This window comes from Streptomyces sp. NPDC045431, from assembly GCF_040646655.1.
In the GTDB taxonomy this organism is placed as follows: domain Bacteria; phylum Actinomycetota; class Actinomycetes; order Streptomycetales; family Streptomycetaceae; genus Streptomyces.
In genome coordinates this window covers 157450-179185 of record NZ_JBEZAQ010000010.1, presented here as the reverse complement: position 1 = coordinate 179185, position 21736 = coordinate 157450, and the positions used below count along the sequence as shown (strand labels likewise).

The following is a 21736-nucleotide window of genomic DNA, read 5'->3' as shown; positions in this document are numbered from 1 at the left end:
CGGCATGGCCGTGCACACCGAGGTGTGCACAGCCTGTGGATGCCTTTGTGCTGGTGCTGCTTCGCTAGTTCTTCTTCTCGACCGCGTGGCCACCGAACTGGTTGCGCAGCGCGGCGATCATCTTCATCTGCGGCGAGTCGTCCTGCCGGGACGCGAACCGCGCGAACAGCGACGCCGTGATCGCGGGCAGCGGCACCGCGTTGTCGATGGCGGCCTCGACGGTCCAGCGGCCCTCGCCGGAGTCCTGGGCGTAGCCGCGCAGCTCCTCCAGGTGCTCGTCCTCGTCCAGCGCGTTGACCGCGAGGTCGAGCAGCCAGGAACGGATGACCGTGCCCTGCTGCCAGGAGCGGAAGACCTCGCGCACGTCCGTGACGGAGTCGACGGCCTCCAGCAGCTCCCAGCCCTCGGCGTAGGCCTGCATCATGGCGTACTCGATGCCATTGTGGACCATCTTCGCGAAGTGGCCGGCGCCGACCTTGCCCGCGTGGACGGAGCCGAACTCGCCCTCGGGCTTCAGCGCGTCGAAGATCGGCTGGACCTTCGCGACGTTCTCGGCGTCGCCGCCGTACATCAGCGCGTAGCCGTTCTCCAGGCCCCAGACGCCGCCGGAGACGCCGCAGTCGACGAAGCCGATGCCCTTGGCGGCCAGCTCCTCGGCGTGCTTCTCGTCATCCGTCCAGCGGGAGTTGCCGCCGTCGACGACCACGTCGCCGGGCGAGAGCAGCTCGGCGAGCTCGTCGATGGTGGACTGCGTCGCGGCGCCCGCGGGGACCATGACCCACACGACGCGCGGGCCCTTGAGCTTGCTCACAAGCTCCTCGAGGCTGTGGACATCGGCGAGGTCCGGGTTGCGGTCGTACCCGATGACGGTGTGGCCGGCGCGGCGGATGCGCTCGCGCATGTTGCCGCCCATCTTGCCGAGACCGACGAGACCGAGCTCCATCAGACATTCCTCAATCGTTTGTGTGCCGAGTTCGTACCCGCGTCCGAGACTACGCCCGGACGCGGGTGCACACCTGTGGGGTCGGGCGCTCACTCGGCCGCTCGGCCGAGCGGCCCCCGCCCTGGGCCAGGCCCGCGGTTCGACCCGCTCAGCCGCTGAGGCGCACCGGCATGATCAGGTACTTGTACGCCTCGTCCGCCTCGGCGTCGACGGCCGGCTTGCCGCTCAGCAGCGCGGGCTTGGTGGAGGTGGTGAAGGACAGCTGGGCGACCGGGGAGTCGATCGCGCTCAGGCCGTCCAGCAGGAAGGTCGGGTTGAAGGCGATCGAGATGTCGTCGCCCTCCAGCTGCGCGTCGACGCGCTCCACAGCCTGTGCGTCGTCGCTGGAACCGGCCTCCAGGATGAGGACGCCCTGCTCGAAGGTGAGCCGGACCGGAGTGTTCCGCTCGGCGACGAGGGCCACACGCTTGACGGCCTCGACGAACGGCGCGGTCTCGATCACCGCGACCGAGTTGAACTCCGTCGGGAAGAGCGTCCGGTACTTCGGCAGGTCGCCCTCGAGGAGACGGGTGGTGGTCCGCCGGCCGGCGCCCTCGAAACCGATGAGGCCCTCGCCCTTGCCGGAGCCCGACAGCGCCAGCGTGACCGTGTCGCCGCTGGTCAGCGATTTGGCGGTGTCCAGCAGCGTCTTGGCGGGCACCAGGGCGACGGCGGAGGCGTCCGGCGACTCCGGCTTCCACAGGAACTCGCGGACGGCGAAGCGGTAGCGGTCGGTGGACGCCAGCGTGACCGTGTCGCCCTCGATCTCGATCCGTACGCCGGTGAGGACGGGCAGCGTGTCGTCGCGGCCCGCCGCGATGGCGACCTGGGCGGCGGCGGAGGCGAAGACCTCGCCGGGCACGGTGCCGGTCGCGGACGGCATCTCCGGCAGCGCCGGGTACTCCTCCACAGGCAGGGTGTGGAGGGTGAACCGGGAGGAGCCGCAGACCACGGTCGCCCGTACACCGTCTGTGGAAATCTCCACCGGGCGGTTGGGGAGGGCGCGGCAGATGTCGGCCAGCAGGCGGCCGGAGACCAGGACGGTGCCGTCCTCCTCCACCTCGGCCTCGACGGAGACCCGCGCGGAGACCTCGTAGTCGAAGCTGGAGAAGCTGAGCGCGCCGTCCTCGGCCTTCAGAAGAAGGCCCGCGAGTACGGGCGCCGGCGGACGGGCCGGGAGGCTGCGGGCCACCCAGGCCACCGCCTCCGCGAGTACATCGCGCTCCACCCGGATCTTCACCGGAACCGCCTCCTGCTGTTGCTGGCTCTTCGTCGACTGCGAGAACCAGTCTGACGCACGCCGCGGACAGTCGGTGCGGCTCGGGGTCAAGTCGAGCCATGAGGCGGTTGGGGCTCCGGTGCCGAGTTGTGCACAGGGCCCTCTTCGAAGCGAATTCCCCGGTAACTCTGAGTGGGAGTAGTAGTAGGGCCTGTGGAAACCGTGGATAACGTCGTCCACGCAGGTCAGGCCGCGTTTTTTGTCCACTGCCCCTGTGGGTGGCGCCCGTGGACAACCGGGGCCGTCTGTGGACGCGCGGAAGTTGTGCACACGCGATGCACAGCACACACAGGGTTCTCCCCAGCGCCGTCCCCAGTTTTACCCAGCTTCCCCACAGCCCAATCCGGCATCTTCGTGTGACCGCTTTCACTCCGGCCGGTGAGCTCGGGTGTTGCGTTGCCGAACAGTGGACAGCGGTGTGGAGAAGCTGTGGACCATGGACCGTTACCTGTGGGCCGCCGGTGGACAACCGCGTCGGCCGCCTGTGGAAGAAATCTTCGTCCACAGGCTGTGGAGAGCGCTCGGCCACAATTCCACAACCTGCTGACCTGGGGGAACGCGATACCAACAGGCTCGCCTGTGGACGCTGTCTGGACAACTCGACAGTCCCCACCCTGTGGATCGAAGATCTGCCCCGAATCTGTGGAGAAGGGGCCCGGAGCCGTACGTATTCGAACAGCGGGGGGTCCGCAGCAGGGGCGGGCATGACGAAGGGCGCCCCCGGGACGGGTCCCAGGAGCGCCCTTGGAAGGGGTCTCCACCGCGCTTCAGCCGCGCGCTTCAGCCCCGCGCAGCGGCCGTGGCCGTGGCCGTGCCGTGCCTCAGCCGCGCCTCAGCGGTGCCGTCAGCGATACCTCAGCCGTTCTTGATGCGGTTCGTGAGCTCGGTGACCTGGTTGTAGATCGAGCGCCGCTCCGCCATGAGCGCACGGATCTTGCGGTCCGCGTGCATCACCGTCGTATGGTCGCGGCCGCCGAACTGGGCGCCGATCTTCGGCAGCGACAAGTCGGTCAGCTCCCGGCACAGGTACATGGCGATCTGCCGGGCGGTGACCAGCACGCGGCTGCGCGACGAGCCGCACAGGTCCTCCACCGTCAGGCCGAAGTAGTCCGCGGTCGCCGCCATGATGGCGCCGGCCGTGATCTCGGGTGCCGCGTCCTCGCCGCCCGGGATGAGGTCCTTGAGGACGCTCTCCGTCAGGACCAGGTCCACCGGCTGCCGGTTGAGGCTGGCGAACGCCGTCACACGGATCAGCGCGCCCTCCAGCTCGCGGATGTTGCGCGAGATGCGGGAGGCGATGAACTCCAGGACCTCCGGCGGGGCGTTGAGCTGCTCCTGCACCGCCTTCTTGCGGAGGATCGCGATCCGCGTCTCCAGCTCCGGCGGCTGTACGTCGGTGGTCAGGCCCCACTCGAAGCGGTTGCGCAGCCGGTCCTCCAGCGTCATCAGCTGCTTGGGCGGCCGATCGGAGGAGAGCACGATCTGCTTGTTGGCGTTGTGGAGCGTGTTGAAGGTGTGGAAGAACTCCTCCTGCGTCGACTCCTTGCTCGCCAGGAACTGGATGTCGTCGACGAGCAGGATGTCCACATCGCGGTAGCGCTTGCGGAAGGTGTCGCCCTTGCCGTCGCGGATGGAGTTGATGAACTCGTTGGTGAACTCCTCCGAGCTCACGTACCGCACACGCGTACCGGGGTACAGGCTCCGCGCGTAGTGGCCGATCGCATGCAGCAGGTGCGTCTTGCCGAGGCCCGACTCGCCGTAGATGAAGAGCGGGTTGTACGCCTTGGCCGGCGCCTCCGCGACCGCGACGGCGGCCGCGTGCGCGAACCGGTTCGACGAGCCGATGACGAAGGTGTCGAAGAGGTACTTGGGGTTGAGCCGCGCGTGCTGCTCACCGGGCCGCCCGCCTCCGGCCCCCGCGCCCCCTCCGGGCCCGGTGCCGCCCGTGCCTGACGCACCGCCAGGGCCGGCCGAGCCCGGGCGGGACGGCGACGGCGACTGCGGCTCCGGCATCTCGTGCCGCCCCTCGCGCTGGGGCTCGTACGGCGACGGAGCCCCGTGCTCGGAGCGCTGCGGGCCGCGGTAGTCGTGGTGCGGCTGCTGGGGGCGGGGGCCCGCGTACGGGTCGCGCTCCTGGAACCCGCCGAGGCGCTGCTGCTGCCAGGAGAGGTCCTCCTGGGTGCGCGGCCAGGCGCCGGGCTCCGGGCGGTGCTGCTGGTACTCGGGGTAGGCCGGGCGCGCGGTCGGCAGCCCGTCGTCGGGCATCGGCCGGTGGCCGTAGTCGTCGTAGCGCGGCTGCTGCCGGCCGGGGGGAGCCGGAGGCGCGGGCGGCTCGCCCGCGGAGTCGTCGACGGTGATCGCGATCCGGATGGGGCGCCCGCACTCGCGGCTGAGCGTGTCGCTGATCAGCGGTGCGAGCCGGCCCTCCAGGACCCGCTTGCCCCACTCGTTGGGTACGGCGAGAAGCGCCGTGTCGGCCACCAGTGCGAGCGGCTGGCACCGCTCGACCCACTGCTTGTCCTTGGGCTCGATGCCTTGCTGGCCTTCACCGAGGAGCTGCTCGAGCACGCGTGGCCACACTGCGGCAAGATCAGCAGGTACGTCAGCCACAAGGCACGCTCTCTCACAGGTCCCACGAATGTGTGGTTCTCGGGACGGGACGGGACGGGACGGGACGGACAGGCAAGGACACAACGGAAAGAATCCGAGTTCAGCCACGGTAGTCGTGGCGGCTCACGTGGTTCAAGTTGTTGTCCACAGCCTGTGCACAGCGGGGCCCGGCGCGGTGCCGGTTTGACCGGATGGCGTAGCCGCGCGTACCGTAACCAGGTCGAGTTGTCGATGGCTGCTGCCGCCTGCCTCCGATGGGCAAAGATCACGGTCAGTGATCGTGAAGCGGTGCACTCGGGCGTATTGCGAGCTACTCGTGGGCGCACGGTGACAGCCAGGCGATGTCCCGCCACCAACGAATCATTTCTGGAGCCCCCGAGTGAGCAAGCGCACCTTCCAGCCGAACAACCGTCGTCGTGCCAAGACCCACGGCTTCCGTCTGCGCATGCGCACCCGTGCCGGCCGCGCCATCCTGGCGAACCGCCGCAGCAAGGGTCGCGCCAACCTGTCCGCCTGATCGCTTAAACAGGTCATGACGTGCTGCCTACCGAGAATCGGCTGAGGCGGCGCGAGGACTTCGCGACCGCGGTACGCCGAGGACGCCGGGCCGGCCGCCCGTTCCTCGTCGTCCATCTATGCAGCGGTGCAACGGACCCGCACGCGTCAGGGGAGAGCGCTCCCCCGACACGTGCGGGTTTCGTCGTCAGCAAGGCCGTGGGCGGAGCGGTCGTCCGTAACCAGGTGAAGCGCCGATTGCGGCACCTGATGCGCGACCGGCTGTCCGTCCTGCCCCCCGGTAGCCTGGTGGTAGTACGGGCGCTGCCCGGAGCGGGCGACGCCGACCACGCACAGCTGGCCCGCGACCTGGACGCCGCCCTTCAGCGGTTGCTGGGAGGGGGCGCGCGATGAAGTACCCGCTGCTGGCTCTGATCAAGCTGTACCAGTGGACGATCAGCCCGCTGCTCGGCCCTGTCTGCCGGTACTACCCGTCGTGTTCCCACTACGGATATACGGCGATCGACCGGCACGGCGCGGTGAAGGGCACGGCCCTGACCGCCTGGCGGATCCTGCGGTGCAACCCGTGGTCGCCGGGCGGTGTGGACCATGTCCCTCCACGGAAGCGCCCGCGCTGGCACGAACTGCTGCGTGCCGCGCTGCGCGGTGGCAAGGGCGGGCACTCCGCCGATCCGAGCCCGGCCGCAGAGACCTCGCCCAATGCTCAAGGAGCCTGATTAGTGGACACGATTGCCAGTCTGTTCGCCTTCATCACCACACCTGTCTCGTGGATCATCGTCCAGTTCCACAAGCTGTACGGGGCGATCTTCGGCCCGGACACCGGCTGGGCCTGGGGTCTGTCCATCGTGTCCCTCGTGGTGGTCATCCGGATCTGCCTGATCCCGCTCTTCGTCAAGCAGATCAAGTCGACGCGTGGCATGCAGGCGCTCCAGCCGAAGATGAAGGCGATCCAGGAGCGCTACAAGAACGACAAGCAGCGTCAGTCCGAAGAGATGATGAAGCTGTACAAGGAGACGGGCACCAACCCGCTCTCCTCGTGCCTTCCCATCCTGGCGCAGTCGCCGTTCTTCTTCGCCCTGTACCACGTGCTGAGCGAGATCGCCTCGGGCGACAAGATCGGCGTCCTCAACGACTCGCTGGTCAAGAGCGCTCGTGAGGCCCACATCTTCGGGGCTCCGATCGCCGCCAAGTTCATGGACGACCCGGACAAGGTCACCGCGCTCAACGCTTCGCTGACGGATGTCCGCATCGTCACCGCGGTCATGATCATCATGATGTCGCTGTCGCAGTTCTTCACCCAGCGCCAGCTGATGCAGAAGAACGTCGACCTGACGGTGAAGACCCCGTACATGCAGCAGCAGAAGATGCTGATGTACATCTTCCCGGTGATCTTCGCCGTCATGGGCATCAACTTCCCGGTCGGTGTCCTCGTCTACTGGCTGACCACCAACGTGTGGACCATGGGCCAGCAGATGTACGTGATCAACCAGAACCCGACGCCGGGCAGCAAGGCCCAGGACCAGTACCTGCAGCGCCTGCTGAAGAGCGTCACCTCGCACGGTGAGGTCCGTGGTCGCCGCCGCCGCAGCGTCGTCCAGGCGATCGTGGCCAAGGGCCCGGACCGCAACGAGAACGAGCGCCGCTTCATCGGTGCCCTGGCCAAGGCCGGGTTCTCGGCCCAGGCGGACGGCTCCGTGGCCAAGGTCGACCCGGCCGTCGCCGAGGCGCAGAGCGCCGCGGCCGCCCGCCGTCAGCAGCCCAAGCGCCAGCCCAAGGCGAAGCGCCAGGCCGCTACCGGCACCCCGCAGGGTGCGGCGAAGACGTCCCTGGAGAAGAAGGCCGACGAGCCGCAGGACGCCAAGCCGAAGCAGGAGGGCGGGGCCGCCGGAGGTTCCGCACGCCAAGCCAAGTCCGGACAGCGCAAGGGCCAGCAGCGGCCCAAGCACCCGTCGTCCAAGAAGTAAGAAGGAGCCCATCCGTGACGGAAGGCACCACCTCCGCCGCCGCCGAGGGTGTCGACACCCTGACCCGCCTGGAGCAGGAAGGCGAGATCGCGGCTGACTACCTCGAGGGTCTGCTCGACATCGCCGACCTCGACGGCGACATCGACATGGACGTCGAGGCGGACCGCGCCGCGGTCTCGATCGTCAGCGACACCGGCAGCCGCGACCTGCAGAAGCTCGTGGGGCGCGACGGTGAGGTGCTGGAGGCGCTTCAGGAGCTGACCCGCCTCGCCGTGCACCGGGAGACCGGCGACCGCAGCCGTCTCATGCTCGACATCGCCGGCTTCCGGGCCAAGAAGCGCACCGAGCTCGCCGAGTTGGGCGCCCAGGCCGCGGCCGACGTCAAGAGCACGGGTGAGCCGGTGAAGCTTCAGCCGATGACCCCGTTCGAGCGGAAGGTCGTCCACGACGCGGTGGCCGCCGCCGGCCTGCGCAGCGAGTCCGAGGGCGAGGAGCCGCAGCGCTTCGTCGTCGTGCTCCCTGCCTGAGTCTCCCTTCATGTCGGCCCCGTCTGTTCGCAGGCGGGGCCGATCTTTGTCAGCCTGATACTCAGCACTGCACTGCCGCTCGGCACTGCGGTGCGCCAATGCGGTACGGAAGGACGGTTCCCGTGACGGAGGCAGAAGAGCTTCCCCATGCGCCCCAAGAAGCGCGGACGGTATTCGGCGAGTTCTTCCCGGAAGCTGTCCGGTACGCCGAGCTTCTCGCGGACGCGGGGGTCAAGCGCGGCCTGATCGGGCCCCGTGAGGTGCCACGGCTGTGGGAGCGCCACCTGCTGAACTGTGCGGTGCTCTCGGAGGTCGTGCCCGAGGGTGTCACGGTCTGCGACGTCGGTTCCGGTGCCGGCCTGCCGGGTATCCCTCTGGCGCTGGTCCGCCCGGACCTGAAGATCACGCTCCTCGAACCGCTCCTGCGCCGTACGAACTTCCTCCAGGAGGTCGTCGAGCTGCTCGGGCTGGACCATGTGACCGTGGTGCGCGGCCGTGCCGAGGAGATGCTGGGCAAGCTGCCGCCGGTCCATGTAGTGACCGCCCGTGCCGTCGCGCCGCTCGATCGTCTGGCGGGCTGGGGTGTACCGCTGCTGCGTCCCTACGGCGAGATGCTCGCGCTGAAGGGCGACACCGCAGAGGAAGAGCTCCAGGGCGCCCGCGCCGCGCTCAGCAAACTGGGTGTCGTCCAGACCTCGGTGCTGCACGTCGGTGAGGGCATCGTCGACCCGATGTCGACGGTCGTACGCGTGGAGGTCGGCGAGAGTCCCGGTGGGGTTCGGTTCGCCGCCAAGCGCGCCAAGGCTGCGCGGACGTCCCGTCGTCGTCGCTGAGGGCCCGGTGCGGGGTTTTCCTGCTGTCGATCCTCATACGTACGCATTTCGGAGTGTCGTGATGCCCGCGCTGGGCGGCGAGTGCATCAATGTTTCACGTGAAACGTCGCTCACTGCTGCAGGGAATCATCAGCCGCGGTCGCGCGGCTGCCACGCCGCGCGACCGTAAGCCCCCCGTGGGGGTTACAGGGATGTCCACAGAGGTGGAGTTGTCCACAGAACCACGGGCCTCGCTGGTTCACGACCCCGAAAGCATGGCAGGCTCTCCCCATCGCGAGCCTGAAGCCGAGGAGAGTGAATCCTTGCGGTCCGACGCCAACATCGCGGGACCGATGACCGATCCGGTCCCCGGTCCCCGTACCGAATCGGCGGGGGAGGATGTTTCACGTGAAACACCGCCCCCGATGGACGACACCCCCATTGGTCATGCTGCCCAACTGGCGGTGGAGGCGCTGGGCCGTGCCGGTGAGGGGCTTCCCCGCCCTCAGCAGACCCGCATCATGGTGGTCGCCAACCAGAAGGGCGGGGTAGGCAAGACGACCACGACGGTCAACCTCGCCGCCTCTCTGGCTCTGCACGGCGCACGTGTGCTGGTCATCGACTTGGACCCGCAGGGCAACGCCTCCACGGCGCTCGGGATCGACCACCATGCCGAAGTTCCTTCGATCTACGACGTCCTGGTGGAGAGCAAGCCGCTCTCCGACGTGGTTCAGCCCGTCATGGACGTCGAAGGTCTCTTCTGCGCCCCGGCCACCATCGATCTCGCCGGTGCGGAGATCGAGCTGGTCTCGCTCGTGGCGCGGGAGAGTCGACTGCAGCGGGCGATCCAGGCGTATGAGCAGCCGCTGGATTACATCCTCATCGACTGCCCTCCGTCGCTGGGTCTGCTGACGGTCAACGCCATGGTGGCGGGCGCGGAGGTGCTGATCCCCATCCAGTGCGAGTACTACGCGCTGGAAGGTCTGGGGCAGCTTCTGCGCAATGTCGAGCTGGTACGCGGGCACCTCAACCCCACGCTCCATGTCTCGACGATCCTGCTCACCATGTACGACGGCCGGACCAGGCTCGCCTCGCAGGTTGCCGACGAGGTGCGCAGCCACTTCGGTGACGAGGTGCTGCGGACCAGCATTCCGCGGTCCGTCCGCATCTCGGAGGCACCCAGCTATGGGCAGACGGTGCTGACGTACGACCCGGGCTCCAGCGGTGCGCTCTCGTACTTGGAGGCGGCCCGCGAGATCGCCCTGCGGGGGGCTGGTGTCTACTACGACCCGCAGCACGCCCACGTGGGCAGCCAGATCAGCAAGCACAGCATGTCGGAGGGGATCCAGTGAGCGAGCGACGTAGGGGACTGGGGCGTGGGCTCGGTGCGCTGATCCCCGCTGCTCCCCAGGAGAGGCAGGCGCCTTCGGTGGGAGTCGGGTCCACCTCTCCGGGGGCCATTCCCGCACTGACGGCGGAGCGGGGGGTGGCGGCCGCCAAGGTCGCGACGCTTCCGAACGCCTCCGGGCCCGTGGAACCGGCGCTTTCAGCGCAGCCGGAGCCGGAGGCGGCACCCGAGGGCGAGACGTCAGCCGGGGCGCACTTCGCCGAGCTGCCGCTGGACGCGATCACGCCGAACCCGCGCCAGCCGCGTGAGGTGTTCGACGAGGACGCGCTGGCCGAGCTGGTCACCTCGATCAAGGAGGTGGGGCTGCTCCAGCCGGTGGTCGTACGGCAGCTGGGCCCCGAGCGCTACGAGCTGATCATGGGCGAGCGGCGCTGGCGGGCCTGCCGGGAGGCAGGGCTGGAGCGCATCCCCGCGATCGTCCGTGCGACCGAGGACGAGAAGCTGCTGCTGGACGCCCTGCTGGAGAACCTGCACCGGGCGCAGCTGAACCCGCTGGAGGAGGCCGCTGCCTACGACCAGCTTCTGAAGGACTTCAACTGCACCCACGACCAGCTGGCCGACCGGATCGGACGCTCGCGTCCCCAGGTCTCCAACACGCTGCGGCTGCTGCGGCTGTCGCCGCCCGTTCAGCGCAGGGTGGCCGCCGGTGTGCTGTCGGCCGGGCACGCCCGGGCGCTGCTGTCGGTGGAGGACCCCGAGGCGCAGGACAAGCTGGCGTACCGCATCGTCGCCGAGGGCCTCTCGGTGCGCGGGGTCGAGGAGATCGTGAAGCTGATGGAGTCGGAGCCCAGCGGTGCTCCGGCCAAGCCGAAGGGGCCGCGGGCCGGTGCCCGGGTGTCGCCGGCGCTGAACAAGCTCGCCACCCGGCTGTCGGACCGCTTCGAGACCCGGGTGAAGGTCGACCTCGGGCAGAAGAAGGGGAAGATCGTCGTTGAGTTCGCCTCGATGGAGGATCTCGACCGGATCCTGTCGACCCTGGCCCCTGGCGAAGGACGCGTTCTGGCGCAGGGCCTCGCGGAGCAGGAGCAGCAGGAAGACCAGGGCTGACCCCCGTTCACCGCAGCCAGGAGGGCGGACCGTGTACCGGTGTTCACCGGAACACGGCCCGCCCTTTGCCGTCTTCCCGTATGCGTGTCATCGCCCGATCGATACGATGCGTTCTGGTATGCGCATCCCCCTGACCCACTATGGAGGGAGAACCGGGCATGCGAGAGGTGAGCCGCGGCCGACTGGTGACAGCAGGCCTGGGACTGGGTGCGGTCGGTGGGTTCATCGGCAGCCTGCTCCGGGAACGGAGCGCGCTGGCAGCCGCTCTCGGGGCGGCACGCGAAGGAAGTGAGGAACAGCCTTCATGGGGCGTCGGCTCGTACCGCTCACGCTGGACAACCTCCCGGATCTCCCCAAGCGTTGCCGAGCGTGTGTCTTCTGGGAACTTGACCCGGTCAGCGGAGAGGCCGCGATAAAGGCCGGAACTCCGGACGTGGAGAAGGAGGCCTGGATCTCCGCGGTCCTGCTGGACTGGGGATCCTGCGGTCGCGTCGTCTACGTGGACGAGGTACCGGTCGGGTTCGTGCTCTACGCGCCGCCCGCGTATGTGCCGCGTTCGACCGCCTTTCCGACGAGTCCCCTCTCGCCCGACGCCGTGCAGCTGATGACGGCCTGGATCATGCCGGGGTACCAGGGCCAGGGGCTCGGCCGGGTGATGGTGCAGACCGTGGCGAAGGACCTGCTCCGGCGCGGGTTCAAGGCGATCGAGGCCTTCGGGGACGCCCGCTGGAAGGAGCCGGCTTGCGTGCTGCCCGCCGACCACCTTCTGGCGGTGGGGTTCAAGACCGTCCGACCGCACCCGGTCCATCCGCGGCTGCGGCTGGAGCTGCGCACCACACTCTCCTGGAAGGAAGATGTCGAGCTGGCACTCGACCGCCTGCTAGGAGCGGTCCAGAAGGACCCGGTGCTGCGCCCGCTCTGACACAAAAGTGAGCGGCCCATCCCTGACCGGGATGGGCCGCTCACTGTTTCACGTGAAACGGAGGCGTCAGGCCTTGCTGATCTCGCCACCGATGAAGGGGTCGAGGTCGCGGACGATCGCGGCCTTCGGCTTGGCGCCGACGATCGTCTTCACGACCTCGCCGTTCTGGTAGACGTTCAGCGTCGGGATGGACATGACGCCGTACTTGGCAGCGGTGGCCGGGTTCTCGTCGATGTTCAGCTTGACGACCTTGATGTCCTCGCTGTGCTCAGCGGCGATGGCCTCCAGCGACGGAGCGATCTGGCGGCACGGACCGCACCAGGCGGCCCAGAAGTCCACGAGTACGGGCTTCTCGCTGTTGAGGACTTCGGCCTCGAAGGAGTCGTCGGTCACGTCGTGCAGGTTGCCGGCCACGGCAGCCTCCTTGTTTCAACGGGGTGTGGGAGTGGGGAACAGGGTGCGGTCAGACGACCGGGGTCTTCTCCGGCTCGGCGGCCTTCTCGCTGTCACCGAGCGCGGCGAGGTAGCGCTCGGCATCCAGGGCGGCGGAGCAGCCCGTGCCGGCGGCGGTGATCGCCTGGCGGTAGGTGTGGTCCACCACATCACCGGCGGCGAAAACGCCCGTGATGTTCGTGCGCGTGGACGGAGCCTCCACCTTGAGGTAGCCCTCGTCGTCCAGCTCGAGCTGGCCCTTGAAGAGCTCGGTGCGCGGGTCGTGGCCCACGGCGATGAACAGACCGGTCGCCGGCAGCTCGGAGGTCTCACCCGTCTTGGTGTTGCGCAGGGTCAGACCGGACAGCTTCTGCTCGCCGTGGATCTGGGCGACCTCGCTGTCCCAGGCGAACTTGATCTTCGGGTCGGCGAAGGCACGCTCCTGCATGGCCTTGGAGGCGCGCAGGGTGTCCCGGCGGTGGACGATGGTGACGGACTTGGCGAACCGGGAGAGGAAGGTGGCCTCCTCCATCGCGGTGTCACCGCCGCCCACCACGGCGATGTCCTGGTCCTTGAAGAAGAAGCCGTCGCAGGTGGCGCACCACGAGACGCCCCGGCCGGACAGCGCGTCCTCGTTCGGCAGGCCGAGCTTGCGGTGCTGAGAGCCGGTGGTGACGATGACGGCCTTCGCGCGGTGAACGGTCCCGGCGGTGTCCGTCACGGTCTTGATGTCACCGGTGAGGTCCACCGCGATGACGTCGTCCGGGATGAGCTCGGCACCGAAGCGTTCGGCCTGGGCCCGCATGTTGTCCATGAGGTCGGGGCCCATGATCCCGTCACGGAAACCGGGGAAGTTCTCCACCTCGGTCGTGTTCATGAGCGCACCACCGGCGGTGACGGCACCTTCGAAGACCAGCGGCTTCAGCGAGGCACGCGCCGTGTACAGCGCTGCCGTGTAGCCGGCGGGCCCGGAGCCGATAATGATCACGTTACGGACGTCGCTCACGGGTTTCTTCCTCGTCTCTGCAGACTGCCTACTGCCTACGGGGCCGGGTCAAGGACTCTCACCCCACCCAACGGATCCTACGGGGCGCGCATTCCCGCAGTGCCCAGGCGGCACGGCAGCGTGATGTCAGGGACGGGGGTAGGAGTGCGTGAGCAGCACGTCTCCCTTGGAGGCCTTCGTCGTGGTGCAGGACGCGTCGACGATGTACGCATCGACCCGTCGGGCGTCCGCGGAGTGCGGCAGGACCACGAGAAAAGCCTTCCTGCCCTGGTATTCCCCCAGCTCAGCGGCGAGAGCCTGCTCGGTACGACCGGTCCCCGCCTGGACACAGTCCGGGACGGCCACGTCACCTGAGCGCTTCACCGTATTGGCCCCCAGGCTCCGCTGGTCCTGCTTCTCGGGCGTCGCGGTGAAGGTCTCCATGGCGAGCAGGGCCTCTACATGGTTGTCGAGAGGGACGCCGGAGAAGGTCGCCGCATCGGCGGCAGTGACCGGGCTGTCGGCCTTCCGGGCGTTACCGTCCTTGTCCCCCGACGACTGGATCCCCTGGAGGAGCAGCCCGCTCAGGGCGACCAGCGCGGCGCCGAAGGCCGTGCCGAGGAGCATCCTGCGACGCCGCTGCCGCGCGGAACCCGCGCGGCCGGGGCCCGTGGCGGTGTTCGGTCGGCCGGCGGGCCGCCCGGAGGAGGGCCCGGCCGGACGGTCCGCAGGAGTCCGCTCGGTCGGCTTCGACGGGGGCGATGTTTCACGTGAAACGTGCTCACTCGCAGCGGGAGCGGTGGCGTCCAGGAGCGCTTCGGCGGCCAGCGCGGCATCGATGCGCCCGGCGATATCGGCCGGCATGCGGGCGGGACCGGGAAGCGTGCCGAGCAGCCCCCGGATCTCCTCCAGCGAGGTACGGACATCGGCGCACAGCGCGCAGTCGTTCAGATGCCGTCGCAGATCGGCGGTACGCGACGGTGAGAGCAGCCCCTCGGTGAGGTCGGAGATCTCCGAGACATCCGGATGCTGAGTCGTGTCGGCCGTGGATGTCACGCGCGTCCACCTCCGCCCTTCACAGCAGCAGGATCCTGGGGTCCTGCATCACGGCTTGCTCCCGACGCAGGTGGGACGGATGTCCCTGGCGTCCGGTTCCTTCCCCCTTCAGACCCACCCTTACCCACGGTGTCACCACGCAGATGAGTGAGCAGGGGGAGCAGTCTCGCCCGGCCCCGGGCACAGCGGCTCTTCACCGTTCCCGTGGGTACGTCGAGGATGCGGGCGGCCTCTGCGACGGGGTAACCCTGCATATCGACCAGCACCAGCGCGGCGCGCTGATCGGCAGGCAATGTCGCCAGCGCGGCCAGGAGCTCCCGGTGAAGGTCGTGCCGCTCGGCAGGCGCCTCGGCCGACTCATGGGGCTCCAGCAGCTGCTCCAGCCGCTCGGTGTCCTCCACGGGCGAGGTCTTGCGGGATGCGGCTTTACGGGCCCGGTCCAGGCAGGCGTTCACGGTGATGCGGTGCAGCCATGTCGTCACGGCGGACTGGCCGCGGAAGGTATGGGCGGACCGAAAGGCGGAGACGAGGGCGTCCTGGACGGCGTCGGCGGCCTCCTCCCTGTCCCCCAGCGTCCGCAGGGCGACGGCCCAGAGCCGGTCGCGGTGGCGGCGCACGAGCTCGCCGAAGGCGTCAGGGTCACCGCTGACATGGCGAGCCAGTAGTTCCTGGTCGCTCGTGCCGCCCAGTTCGGCATCGTCCAACGGTGCGCCCCCTCCCGCGTCTCTCTGTCAGCCGGTGAACTTCACGTCCGTGATGGCCTGCTTGTATCCCGCGCCGCTGTAGCCGTCCTGCGCCGAGTAGGGCATCGCGGTCATCCACAGCAGCACGTACCGGCTCTTCACCGGCTCCTTGGTGGACACCTGCAGGCTCGTACCGCTGCTCTGTCCGGAAGCGATCTTCTTCATGGTGTCCACGGAGCCGGACGGCGACAGCGAATCGGCGGCGTAGAGCGTGATGGTCGTGTGCGGTCCGCCGTAGCGCAACCCTATGGAGACGCCCGAGACGTCCTTGTCCGCGCCGAGGTCGTACACGATGCCGACGCCCTGCTTGATCGAGGGCTCGAGTTCCGGGCCGTCGAGGAAGTAGTTCGTCCGCCAGTAGCTGCCGCTGTCGTTGTCGTAGGTCTTCTGGACGTCATTGACGTTCTGCGGGGAGCCGTCGGGGGCGTACTCCCTGGCTTCCTGGATCTTCAGCGGGACGGGGACCCTCGTCTTCTGCTGACCTCCACCACCGGATGTGGAGGTGGTCTGCCTTGGCTTCGGGTCCTCGGCGGCCTTGGGCTGGTCGAGCAGCTTGTCGGCCACCTGCCAGCTGCCGAGGCCCAGTGCGGCGATGAGGAGTGCCGACACGGCCCACTTGAGTGCCTTGCCCGTACGGCTCTGCAGCGGGGGCGGCGGCATGGGCGTCGGCTGGGTGGCCGTGGCGGCCGGTCGCGGCTTGGGCCGGCCGTAGGTGCCCTGCTGGTAGGTCGTGCGCTGGTAGTCCGGCGGGGCGGGGAACTCCGGCTCCGGCGGGCGGATGCGGGGCATCGCCGCCACGGCCTTGGCGAGCTCGTCGGGGGTGGTGCAGGCGGGTTCCTGGCGGGAGGCCGTCGCCCCGTCGTTGGCGAGGGCGCGCATGGCGATCTCGGAGAGGCCGCGGTGCACCCCCGCCCGGACCTGGTCGGGTGCGATGAGCCCGACACCCTTGGGCAGCCCGGACAGACCGTGTGCGTCGTCCTCGTACGGCCAGCGCTGGGTCAGCGCCGCGTACAGCAGGGCGCCGATCGCCTCCGTGTCGGTGCGCTGCGGGCGCTCGGCGCTGATGCCCCGCAGGGCGGCGTTGACGGCGAGCCCGCGGATGCGCCACTGGCCGCTGGAGGTGCGCAGGACGGCGCCGGGGGTGAGGCGGAGATGGGCGAGGCCCTCGCGGTGGGCGGCGGCCATGGCCTGGGAGACCTGGCTGACGAGCTGGTACGCGTCATGCGGCTCCAGCGGCCCGGCCGCGAGGAGGGCGGTGAGCTCGGTGGCGTCCGGCAGCCATTCGTGGACGACGTAGACGAGCTCGTTCTCCTCGACCGCGTCCAGGACCTGGACGAACCGGGGGTCGCCGAGCAGCGCCGAGGAACGTGCCGCAGCCAGCACCGAGCGGGCCCTGGGATGGTTCGCGGGGAGCACGTGCACCCCCACGGCGCGACGCAGCTTCTCGTCGACGGCACGCCAGCTGCTGAAGCCGTCCAGACGGGTGACGCACTCCTCGAGCCGGTAGCGTTTGGCCAGCTTGTGGCCGCTGTGCAGCTCGGGTGTCACACGGGAGGGCTGACCGCCGGTCCGCCGCTCGCCGTCGGTGTTGTCGGCGGATCCGTCCGCCGTGTCCTGCGCTTCCGCCACCCCGTCGGCCGCGGCCTTGTCCGCCTTCGCGGTCAGCGGGTCGTCACCGCTGTTGTCGGCCACGTCGACGGCGGCCGTGCTACGTTCCGCCACCGTCGTTCCTGCCTCCCCATCCGTTGCGCCATATCCAACAGCCATGCCAATTGTGCCCACAGTCCGCTGCCATGCACGACACGCGGTGGCCCACGATGGTTGCCCCGGTGGCCCGCTCGTGCCGGATCGTCAGCGGCCCAGACGGCCGCGGACCATGCCCACCATGGCGTTGAGCTCCTGAATCCGCATCTTCCGCGCCGCTACGAAGAAGACGCCGAGCAGGACCACCCCACCGGCGACGAGCGCCGCCAGAGAGCCGAGGGCACCCGCGCCCAGCGTCCTCAGCAGGAGGAGACCGACGGCGCCACCGGCCATCGCCGCCGGGATGGACGCCATGCACAGCCGCGCGTAGGTCCGTACGACGTGCGAGCCGTCCAGATCGCCGCCGAGCCGCTTGCGCAGCCGACGCCACGCGACCCCGACCCCGACGGCGTAGGCGAGCCCGTACGAGGCGGCCATGCCGACGACGGCCCACCGGGACGGCAGCACCACGTAGCAGACCCCGGACGCGGCCGCGTTGACGGCCGCCACGATGACGGTGTTGTAGAAGGGCGTACGCGTGTCCTCGTACGCGTAGAACCCGCGCAGCACGACGTACTGCACCGAGTACGGGATCAGGCCGAGGCCGAAGGCCATGAGCATGTACCCCATGCCGCGCGCGGCCTCGTCGGAGGCGGACGCGAAGAGCAGCGTGCACATCGGCAGGCCGAGCGCGAGGAAGGTGAACGCGATCGGCACGATCGCGACGGCCGAGTTCCGCAGTCCCTGCGAGATGTCGTCGCGGACGGCACCCGGGTCGTTGTCGTGCGCGGCGCGGGAGATGCGCGGCAGCAGCGCGGCCATGACGGAGACGGTGATGATGGCCTGCGGCATGCCCCAGATCAGCTGGGCGTTGGAGTAGGCGAGGATGCCCGCCCCGTCCTTGCCGGAGGCCTTGCCGGCCGCCGTGGCGAGCTGCGTGACGATGACGACACCGGCCTGGTTGGCGAGGACGAAGAGAACGGTCCACTTGGCGAGCTTGATCGTCTTGCCGAGGCCTTGGCCCTTCCAGTCGAACCGGGGCCGGAAGCGGAAGCCCGCCTCACGCAGGTACGGGATCATCGCCAACGCCTGGACGACGAGGCCGAGCAGGGTGCCGATGCCGAGCAGCCGGACACCCTCGTCCGGGATCGTCTCGACACGCATGCCGGTCTCCGCGGACGTGCCGTAGACCCAGATGAACATCCCGAACGTGAAGATCACGACGATGTTGTTCAGAACCGGGGTCCACATCATGGCGCCGAACTTGCCGCGCGCGTTGAGGATCTGCCCCATGACCACGTGCACGCCCATGAAGAAGATCGTGGGCAGGCAGAAGCGGGCGAAGGTGACCGCGACGCTGTTGGCGGCCGCGTCCCCGGCGATGGTGTCCGACATCGCGCGGACCAGCAGCGGGGCGCCGAACACCGCGAGGGCGACGATCACGCCGAGGGCGACCATGACCAGGGTCAGCAGCCGGTTGGCGTAGGCCTCGCCGCCGTCCTCGTCGTCCTTCATCGAGCGGACGAGCTGCGGGACGAAGACCGAGTTCAGACCGCCGCCGACGGTGAGGATGTAGATCATCGTCGGCAGGGTCGCCGCGACGGTGTAGGCGTCACCGAGCAGGGCGGCGCCCAGTGCTCCGGTGATGACCAGGCTGCGGACGAATCCGGTCAGGCGGGAGACGAGCGTGCCGGCGGCCATCACGGCGCTGGACTTCAGCAGGCCGGAGGCGCGGCCGCCGGACTTCTTCGGCGCGGTGGGGGCCGGCACCGCCGCGGGCACCGGCTCGGGCTCGGGCTCACCGGGGCCGGGATTGCCTGCGGTGGGCGGGCGGCCGTGGGCCTGCTGGTCCCGGTAGAGGTGGGCGAAGGCGTCCGGCGCGGGCTCCTCCTCACCGGCCCGGGTGACGAGGTCGTCGACGCCGGTGTACTGAACGGTCCGCGGATCGTCACCGTACGGAAGGTGGCGGGAAGGGCCGTCGGGCTCGGGCGGCGGGGTCTGTGCCCAGACGTGGGGATTGGGAGCGTGCTCGGGAGCGGCGGGCTGCTGGTAGAGAGGCTGCGGCTCCGGATACGTACCGGGCGGAGGCGGCGGGTGTGCGGCGCGGTCGTAGAGAGCCTCGCCCACCGGGTCCTGCGCGGAGAGGTCGTGCGACCGGTACGGGTCGTGGTCGTAGGCGTCCTGGACGTAGGGGTCCGGGACGTACGGATCCGGGGCAGGCGGTGACGCCGGTGGCGGTACCTGGCCCGCCGGGGGCGCCGCGTGCGTCCCGCCGGGAGGCGTACCGCCGCCACCCGCGCCCTGGCCGCGGTCACCGTCGTACGGCGCGTTCATGGATAACCCCACCTCATCGTCCCCGGCCGGCCGGCCACGACATCGCTCAACGGTCCACTTTCTCACCCGGGCCGGACGGCTCGGTGCTTTGCGCCCGGGTGTCCGGCGTAGGGTCACTCGGCTGCTGCGGATCGGCCTCTTCCGCAGCGGCCTCCTCTGCGGCGGCCTCCTCCGCGGAGGCCTCCCGGGCGGCGGCGCGCTTGCGCTGGGTGTACATCCTGACGCCGGCGAGGACCAGCAGCAGTACACCACCCGCGATGACGAGCATCACCGTCGGCGTGATCTCGGAGACCTTGACGGTGAAGTGCATCGGCTTGCCGTACGGCCTGCCGTCCTCCGTGTACAGCTGCGCCGTCATGGGGACCGGGCCGTTGGCGTTGGCGGAGGCGGTGAACTTCACCGACTGGCTGTGCCCGCCGTCGATCCTCACCGGCTGCTCGGAGACGGTGTCGCTTCCGTTGAGCTTCAGGCGGGTCGGCTTGGAGGACGTCAGCCGCAGCACCAGGTGGTCGACGCCCTGCAGCAGCTTGTTCTGCACGGTCACCGGGATCGTGGCGCTGCGGCCGGAGAGGGTCAGGTCGGACTTCTCGATCAGCTTGACCTCGGTGGTCAGGCTCTTCAGATGCGTCAGCACGCCGCTGCGGTACGCCGCCGCGTCCGGCCGCCCCCGCCAGGAGGTCGACATCTCACGGTTGATCGCGTTGCCCACCGGTGTCACCACCCGGTAGGCCGCGGTGAGGATCACCTTGAAGTTGTCCAGCGTCTCCCGCGTGGCCTTCATGTCCTGGAAGGCCTGCACAGGAAGCTCATGGCGGCGCAGCTTCTGCGGGTAGCGGGACGTGTTGGGGACCTGGGTGGTGGCGCGCGGGTCGGGCTCGGCGGCCGCCGCGGTGATCAGGTCGGCGGGGAGCGTCCAGCGCTGGGCGGACAGGCCCCGCAGCGCGCTCGCCATCGACTGGGCCTGGGCGGCGGTCGGCATGCGCTGCGGCGCGACGACGACGCTGCGCTGCTTCTCCGGCTGCTGCTGCGTCACGGTCAGGGTGTGGGCGAGGAACCGCTGGACCGCCAGCGTGGAGTTCTCCGCCCTGGTCATGTCGCCGTGGAAGGCGGTGGACAGCGCCTCGTCGGCCACCACGGCCGTGGTGCCGCCACCGATGGGCCGGGCGGCCGTCGGCGTGTACGGGAGGGTGTCGCGCACGCTGTCGCTGCGCGCGATGACCTTGTCGGCGCCGGCGGAGGTGGCGATGTCGACGATGGACGGGTCGAGCGCTCCGTCGACCGGCCAGGCGAAGTCGACGGACGGCTTCACGTGGAGGATCGTCTCCACGGTGGTCTCGGCGAGCTCGGTGGCCGGCTGGAGATGGCTGAGGGAGCCGGAGACGTCCTTGCCGCGGTGGGCGAGCGACGCCAGGTCGGGGTCGGCGTAGGGAAGCGCGACCACCTTGCCGCCCTCCACCGCCTTCTCCAGGGAGTTCAGCCACTGCTTGGCGACGGCCTGGTTGCGGCCCGGGACGTCGGTGTCCCCGTCCTTGACCTGGTAGTTCCGGGTCATCGCCTCCACGGTGGCGAGCAGGTCGGGGTCGATGACCCAGGTGACCGGGAGCTCGGAGCCGAGGGAGACGAGACGCTCCAGCCGCCCGCCGGGGGCGAGCTCGGCGGCCAGGTCGTCGTTCTCGAAGACCGGGGTCTGCTGATCGTCCGAGCCGGTCTCCGCGGACAGCCGCGTCGAGGAGATCAGCGGCCAGAGATAGGTGAGCTGGGTCTTCTTCTCGGTGTCTTCCGGCTGCCAGGGAAGGAAGGTGCGCTCGATGCCGAGCACCTGGTTGTAGGGGTCGCTGGGCGTCCGTCCCGTCAGCGACACCCCGAGCTGGTACACGCCCGCCTTGCCGAGGCCGAGCTTGTCGACCGGCACGGAGAGACGGAAGTCCTGGGTGGTCCCCGCCGGGAGCGTCGGGATCGGGTACGCGTAGGCGGGGGCGACCGCGGTGCCGTCACTGCTGGGCGTGAAGCCCTTGCGCTGGGCCACCTCGTCGATCGTGCCCCGGTTGGGCAGCGCGGACCCCACCCGCAGATCCACCGTCGCCCCGTTGACCGTCTGCTTGCCCTGGTTGGTCACCGAGCCGGTGATGGTGAGGGTGTCTCCCTCCGTGGGCGTGCTCGGGACCAACGTGTCCAGGGACACATCCACGGTTCGTGATCCTGGAGCCTTCTCGTCGGCATGCGCGGAGGAGGCCAGGGGGCCGTACAGCAGGGTGGCGAACAGCGGCAGAGCAGCGACCACCGAGGCCGAACGCCGCAGCCACCGGCGGGCAGGGGAGGGGCGGGTGCCCTGGAAGTCTGCCGCCTCGGCCACGCGCTGCCCGTCCCTCGTCGTCT

At 69.5% G+C, this 21736-nt stretch carries 19 protein-coding genes; 9 read left to right on the top strand and 10 right to left on the bottom strand.

All coding sequences use genetic code 11. From position 1 onward, the window contains the following. Window positions 1–64 precede the first annotated feature (64 nt). From gnd to dnaA, 3 genes are all read right to left on the bottom strand, one after another. Window positions 65–943, bottom strand: coding sequence for a phosphogluconate dehydrogenase (NAD(+)-dependent, decarboxylating) (gene gnd, locus AB0A69_RS21700; protein WP_361424222.1), 879 nt, complete (start codon window positions 941–943; stop codon window positions 65–67). 148 nt (window positions 944–1091) lie between these two features. Then, window positions 1092–2222, bottom strand: a complete 1131-nt coding sequence (dnaN, locus tag AB0A69_RS21695; RefSeq protein WP_355352164.1) for a DNA polymerase III subunit beta — start codon at window positions 2220–2222, stop codon at window positions 1092–1094. A gap of 894 nt (window positions 2223–3116) precedes the next feature. Further along, window positions 3117–4871, bottom strand: a complete 1755-nt coding sequence (dnaA, locus tag AB0A69_RS21690) for a chromosomal replication initiator protein DnaA (RefSeq protein ID WP_361424219.1) — start codon at window positions 4869–4871, stop codon at window positions 3117–3119. 379 nt (window positions 4872–5250) lie between these two features. On the opposite strand from dnaA, the gene rpmH reads away from it, so the two are divergent. The 9 genes from rpmH (at window position 5251) to AB0A69_RS21645 (ending at window position 12067) form a co-directional block, all read left to right on the top strand. Continuing rightward, a complete protein-coding gene (gene rpmH / locus AB0A69_RS21685) occupies window positions 5251–5388 on the top strand; it encodes a 50S ribosomal protein L34 (protein WP_018846094.1) in 138 nt (45 codons plus the stop codon). Between the two features lie 20 nt (window positions 5389–5408). Beyond that, window positions 5409–5780: a ribonuclease P protein component gene (rnpA, locus tag AB0A69_RS21680; protein WP_361424215.1), complete on the top strand. Its 372-nt coding sequence runs from the start codon at window positions 5409–5411 to the stop codon at window positions 5778–5780. Further along, window positions 5777–6103, top strand: a complete 327-nt coding sequence (gene yidD / locus AB0A69_RS21675) for a membrane protein insertion efficiency factor YidD (RefSeq protein ID WP_361424212.1) — start codon at window positions 5777–5779, stop codon at window positions 6101–6103. Before rnpA ends, yidD begins: the two co-directional genes overlap by 4 nt. A gap of 3 nt (window positions 6104–6106) precedes the next feature. After that, window positions 6107–7351, top strand: coding sequence for a membrane protein insertase YidC (gene yidC, locus AB0A69_RS21670; RefSeq protein WP_361424209.1), 1245 nt, complete (start codon window positions 6107–6109; stop codon window positions 7349–7351). A gap of 14 nt (window positions 7352–7365) precedes the next feature. Beyond that, window positions 7366–7878, top strand: a complete 513-nt coding sequence (locus AB0A69_RS21665; RefSeq protein ID WP_361424206.1) for a R3H domain-containing nucleic acid-binding protein — start codon at window positions 7366–7368, stop codon at window positions 7876–7878. Between the two features lie 122 nt (window positions 7879–8000). Beyond that, window positions 8001–8711, top strand: coding sequence for a 16S rRNA (guanine(527)-N(7))-methyltransferase RsmG (rsmG, locus tag AB0A69_RS21660; RefSeq protein ID WP_355352183.1), 711 nt, complete (start codon window positions 8001–8003; stop codon window positions 8709–8711). Between the two features lie 254 nt (window positions 8712–8965). Beyond that, window positions 8966–10042, top strand: coding sequence for a ParA family protein (locus AB0A69_RS21655; RefSeq protein ID WP_361424344.1), 1077 nt, complete (start codon window positions 8966–8968; stop codon window positions 10040–10042). After that, window positions 10039–11145, top strand: coding sequence for a ParB/RepB/Spo0J family partition protein (locus AB0A69_RS21650; protein ID WP_361424202.1), 1107 nt, complete (start codon window positions 10039–10041; stop codon window positions 11143–11145). The genes AB0A69_RS21655 and AB0A69_RS21650 overlap by 4 nt, the downstream gene beginning before the upstream one ends. Window positions 11146–11449: 304 nt before the next feature. Next, window positions 11450–12067: a GNAT family N-acetyltransferase gene (locus AB0A69_RS21645; RefSeq protein WP_361424199.1), complete on the top strand. Its 618-nt coding sequence runs from the start codon at window positions 11450–11452 to the stop codon at window positions 12065–12067. 66 nt (window positions 12068–12133) lie between these two features. Here AB0A69_RS21645 and trxA read toward each other — a convergent pair whose 3' ends face one another. The 7 genes from trxA to AB0A69_RS21610 all read right to left on the bottom strand — a co-directional run bounded on the left by trxA (window position 12134) and on the right by AB0A69_RS21610 (window position 21713). Next, window positions 12134–12481, bottom strand: coding sequence for a thioredoxin (gene trxA, locus AB0A69_RS21640; RefSeq protein WP_361424196.1), 348 nt, complete (start codon window positions 12479–12481; stop codon window positions 12134–12136). 49 nt (window positions 12482–12530) lie between these two features. Then, window positions 12531–13505 carry a thioredoxin-disulfide reductase gene (gene trxB / locus AB0A69_RS21635; RefSeq protein ID WP_361424193.1) on the bottom strand — a complete coding sequence of 325 codons (975 nt, stop codon included), beginning with the start codon at window positions 13503–13505 and terminating at the stop codon, window positions 12531–12533. A gap of 126 nt (window positions 13506–13631) precedes the next feature. Further along, the gene (locus AB0A69_RS21630; RefSeq protein ID WP_361424190.1) at window positions 13632–14540 is read right to left on the bottom strand and encodes a hypothetical protein; all 909 of its coding nucleotides are present in this window, start codon (window positions 14538–14540) and stop codon (window positions 13632–13634) included. After that, window positions 14537–15244, bottom strand: coding sequence for an RNA polymerase sigma factor SigM (gene sigM, locus AB0A69_RS21625; protein ID WP_361424187.1), 708 nt, complete (start codon window positions 15242–15244; stop codon window positions 14537–14539). The genes AB0A69_RS21630 and sigM overlap by 4 nt, the downstream gene beginning before the upstream one ends. Before the next feature lie 27 nt (window positions 15245–15271). Further along, a complete protein-coding gene (locus AB0A69_RS21620) occupies window positions 15272–17005 on the bottom strand; it encodes a protein kinase family protein (RefSeq protein ID WP_361424184.1) in 1734 nt (577 codons plus the stop codon). Between the two features lie 129 nt (window positions 17006–17134). After that, entirely contained in the window at window positions 17135–19360 is a 2226-nt protein-coding gene (murJ, locus tag AB0A69_RS21615; protein ID WP_361424181.1) for a murein biosynthesis integral membrane protein MurJ, read from the bottom strand. Window positions 19361–19406: 46 nt separating this feature from the next. Further along, window positions 19407–21713, bottom strand: a complete 2307-nt coding sequence (locus AB0A69_RS21610) for a DUF6049 family protein (protein ID WP_361424178.1) — start codon at window positions 21711–21713, stop codon at window positions 19407–19409. Window positions 21714–21736: the final 23 nt, after the last annotated feature.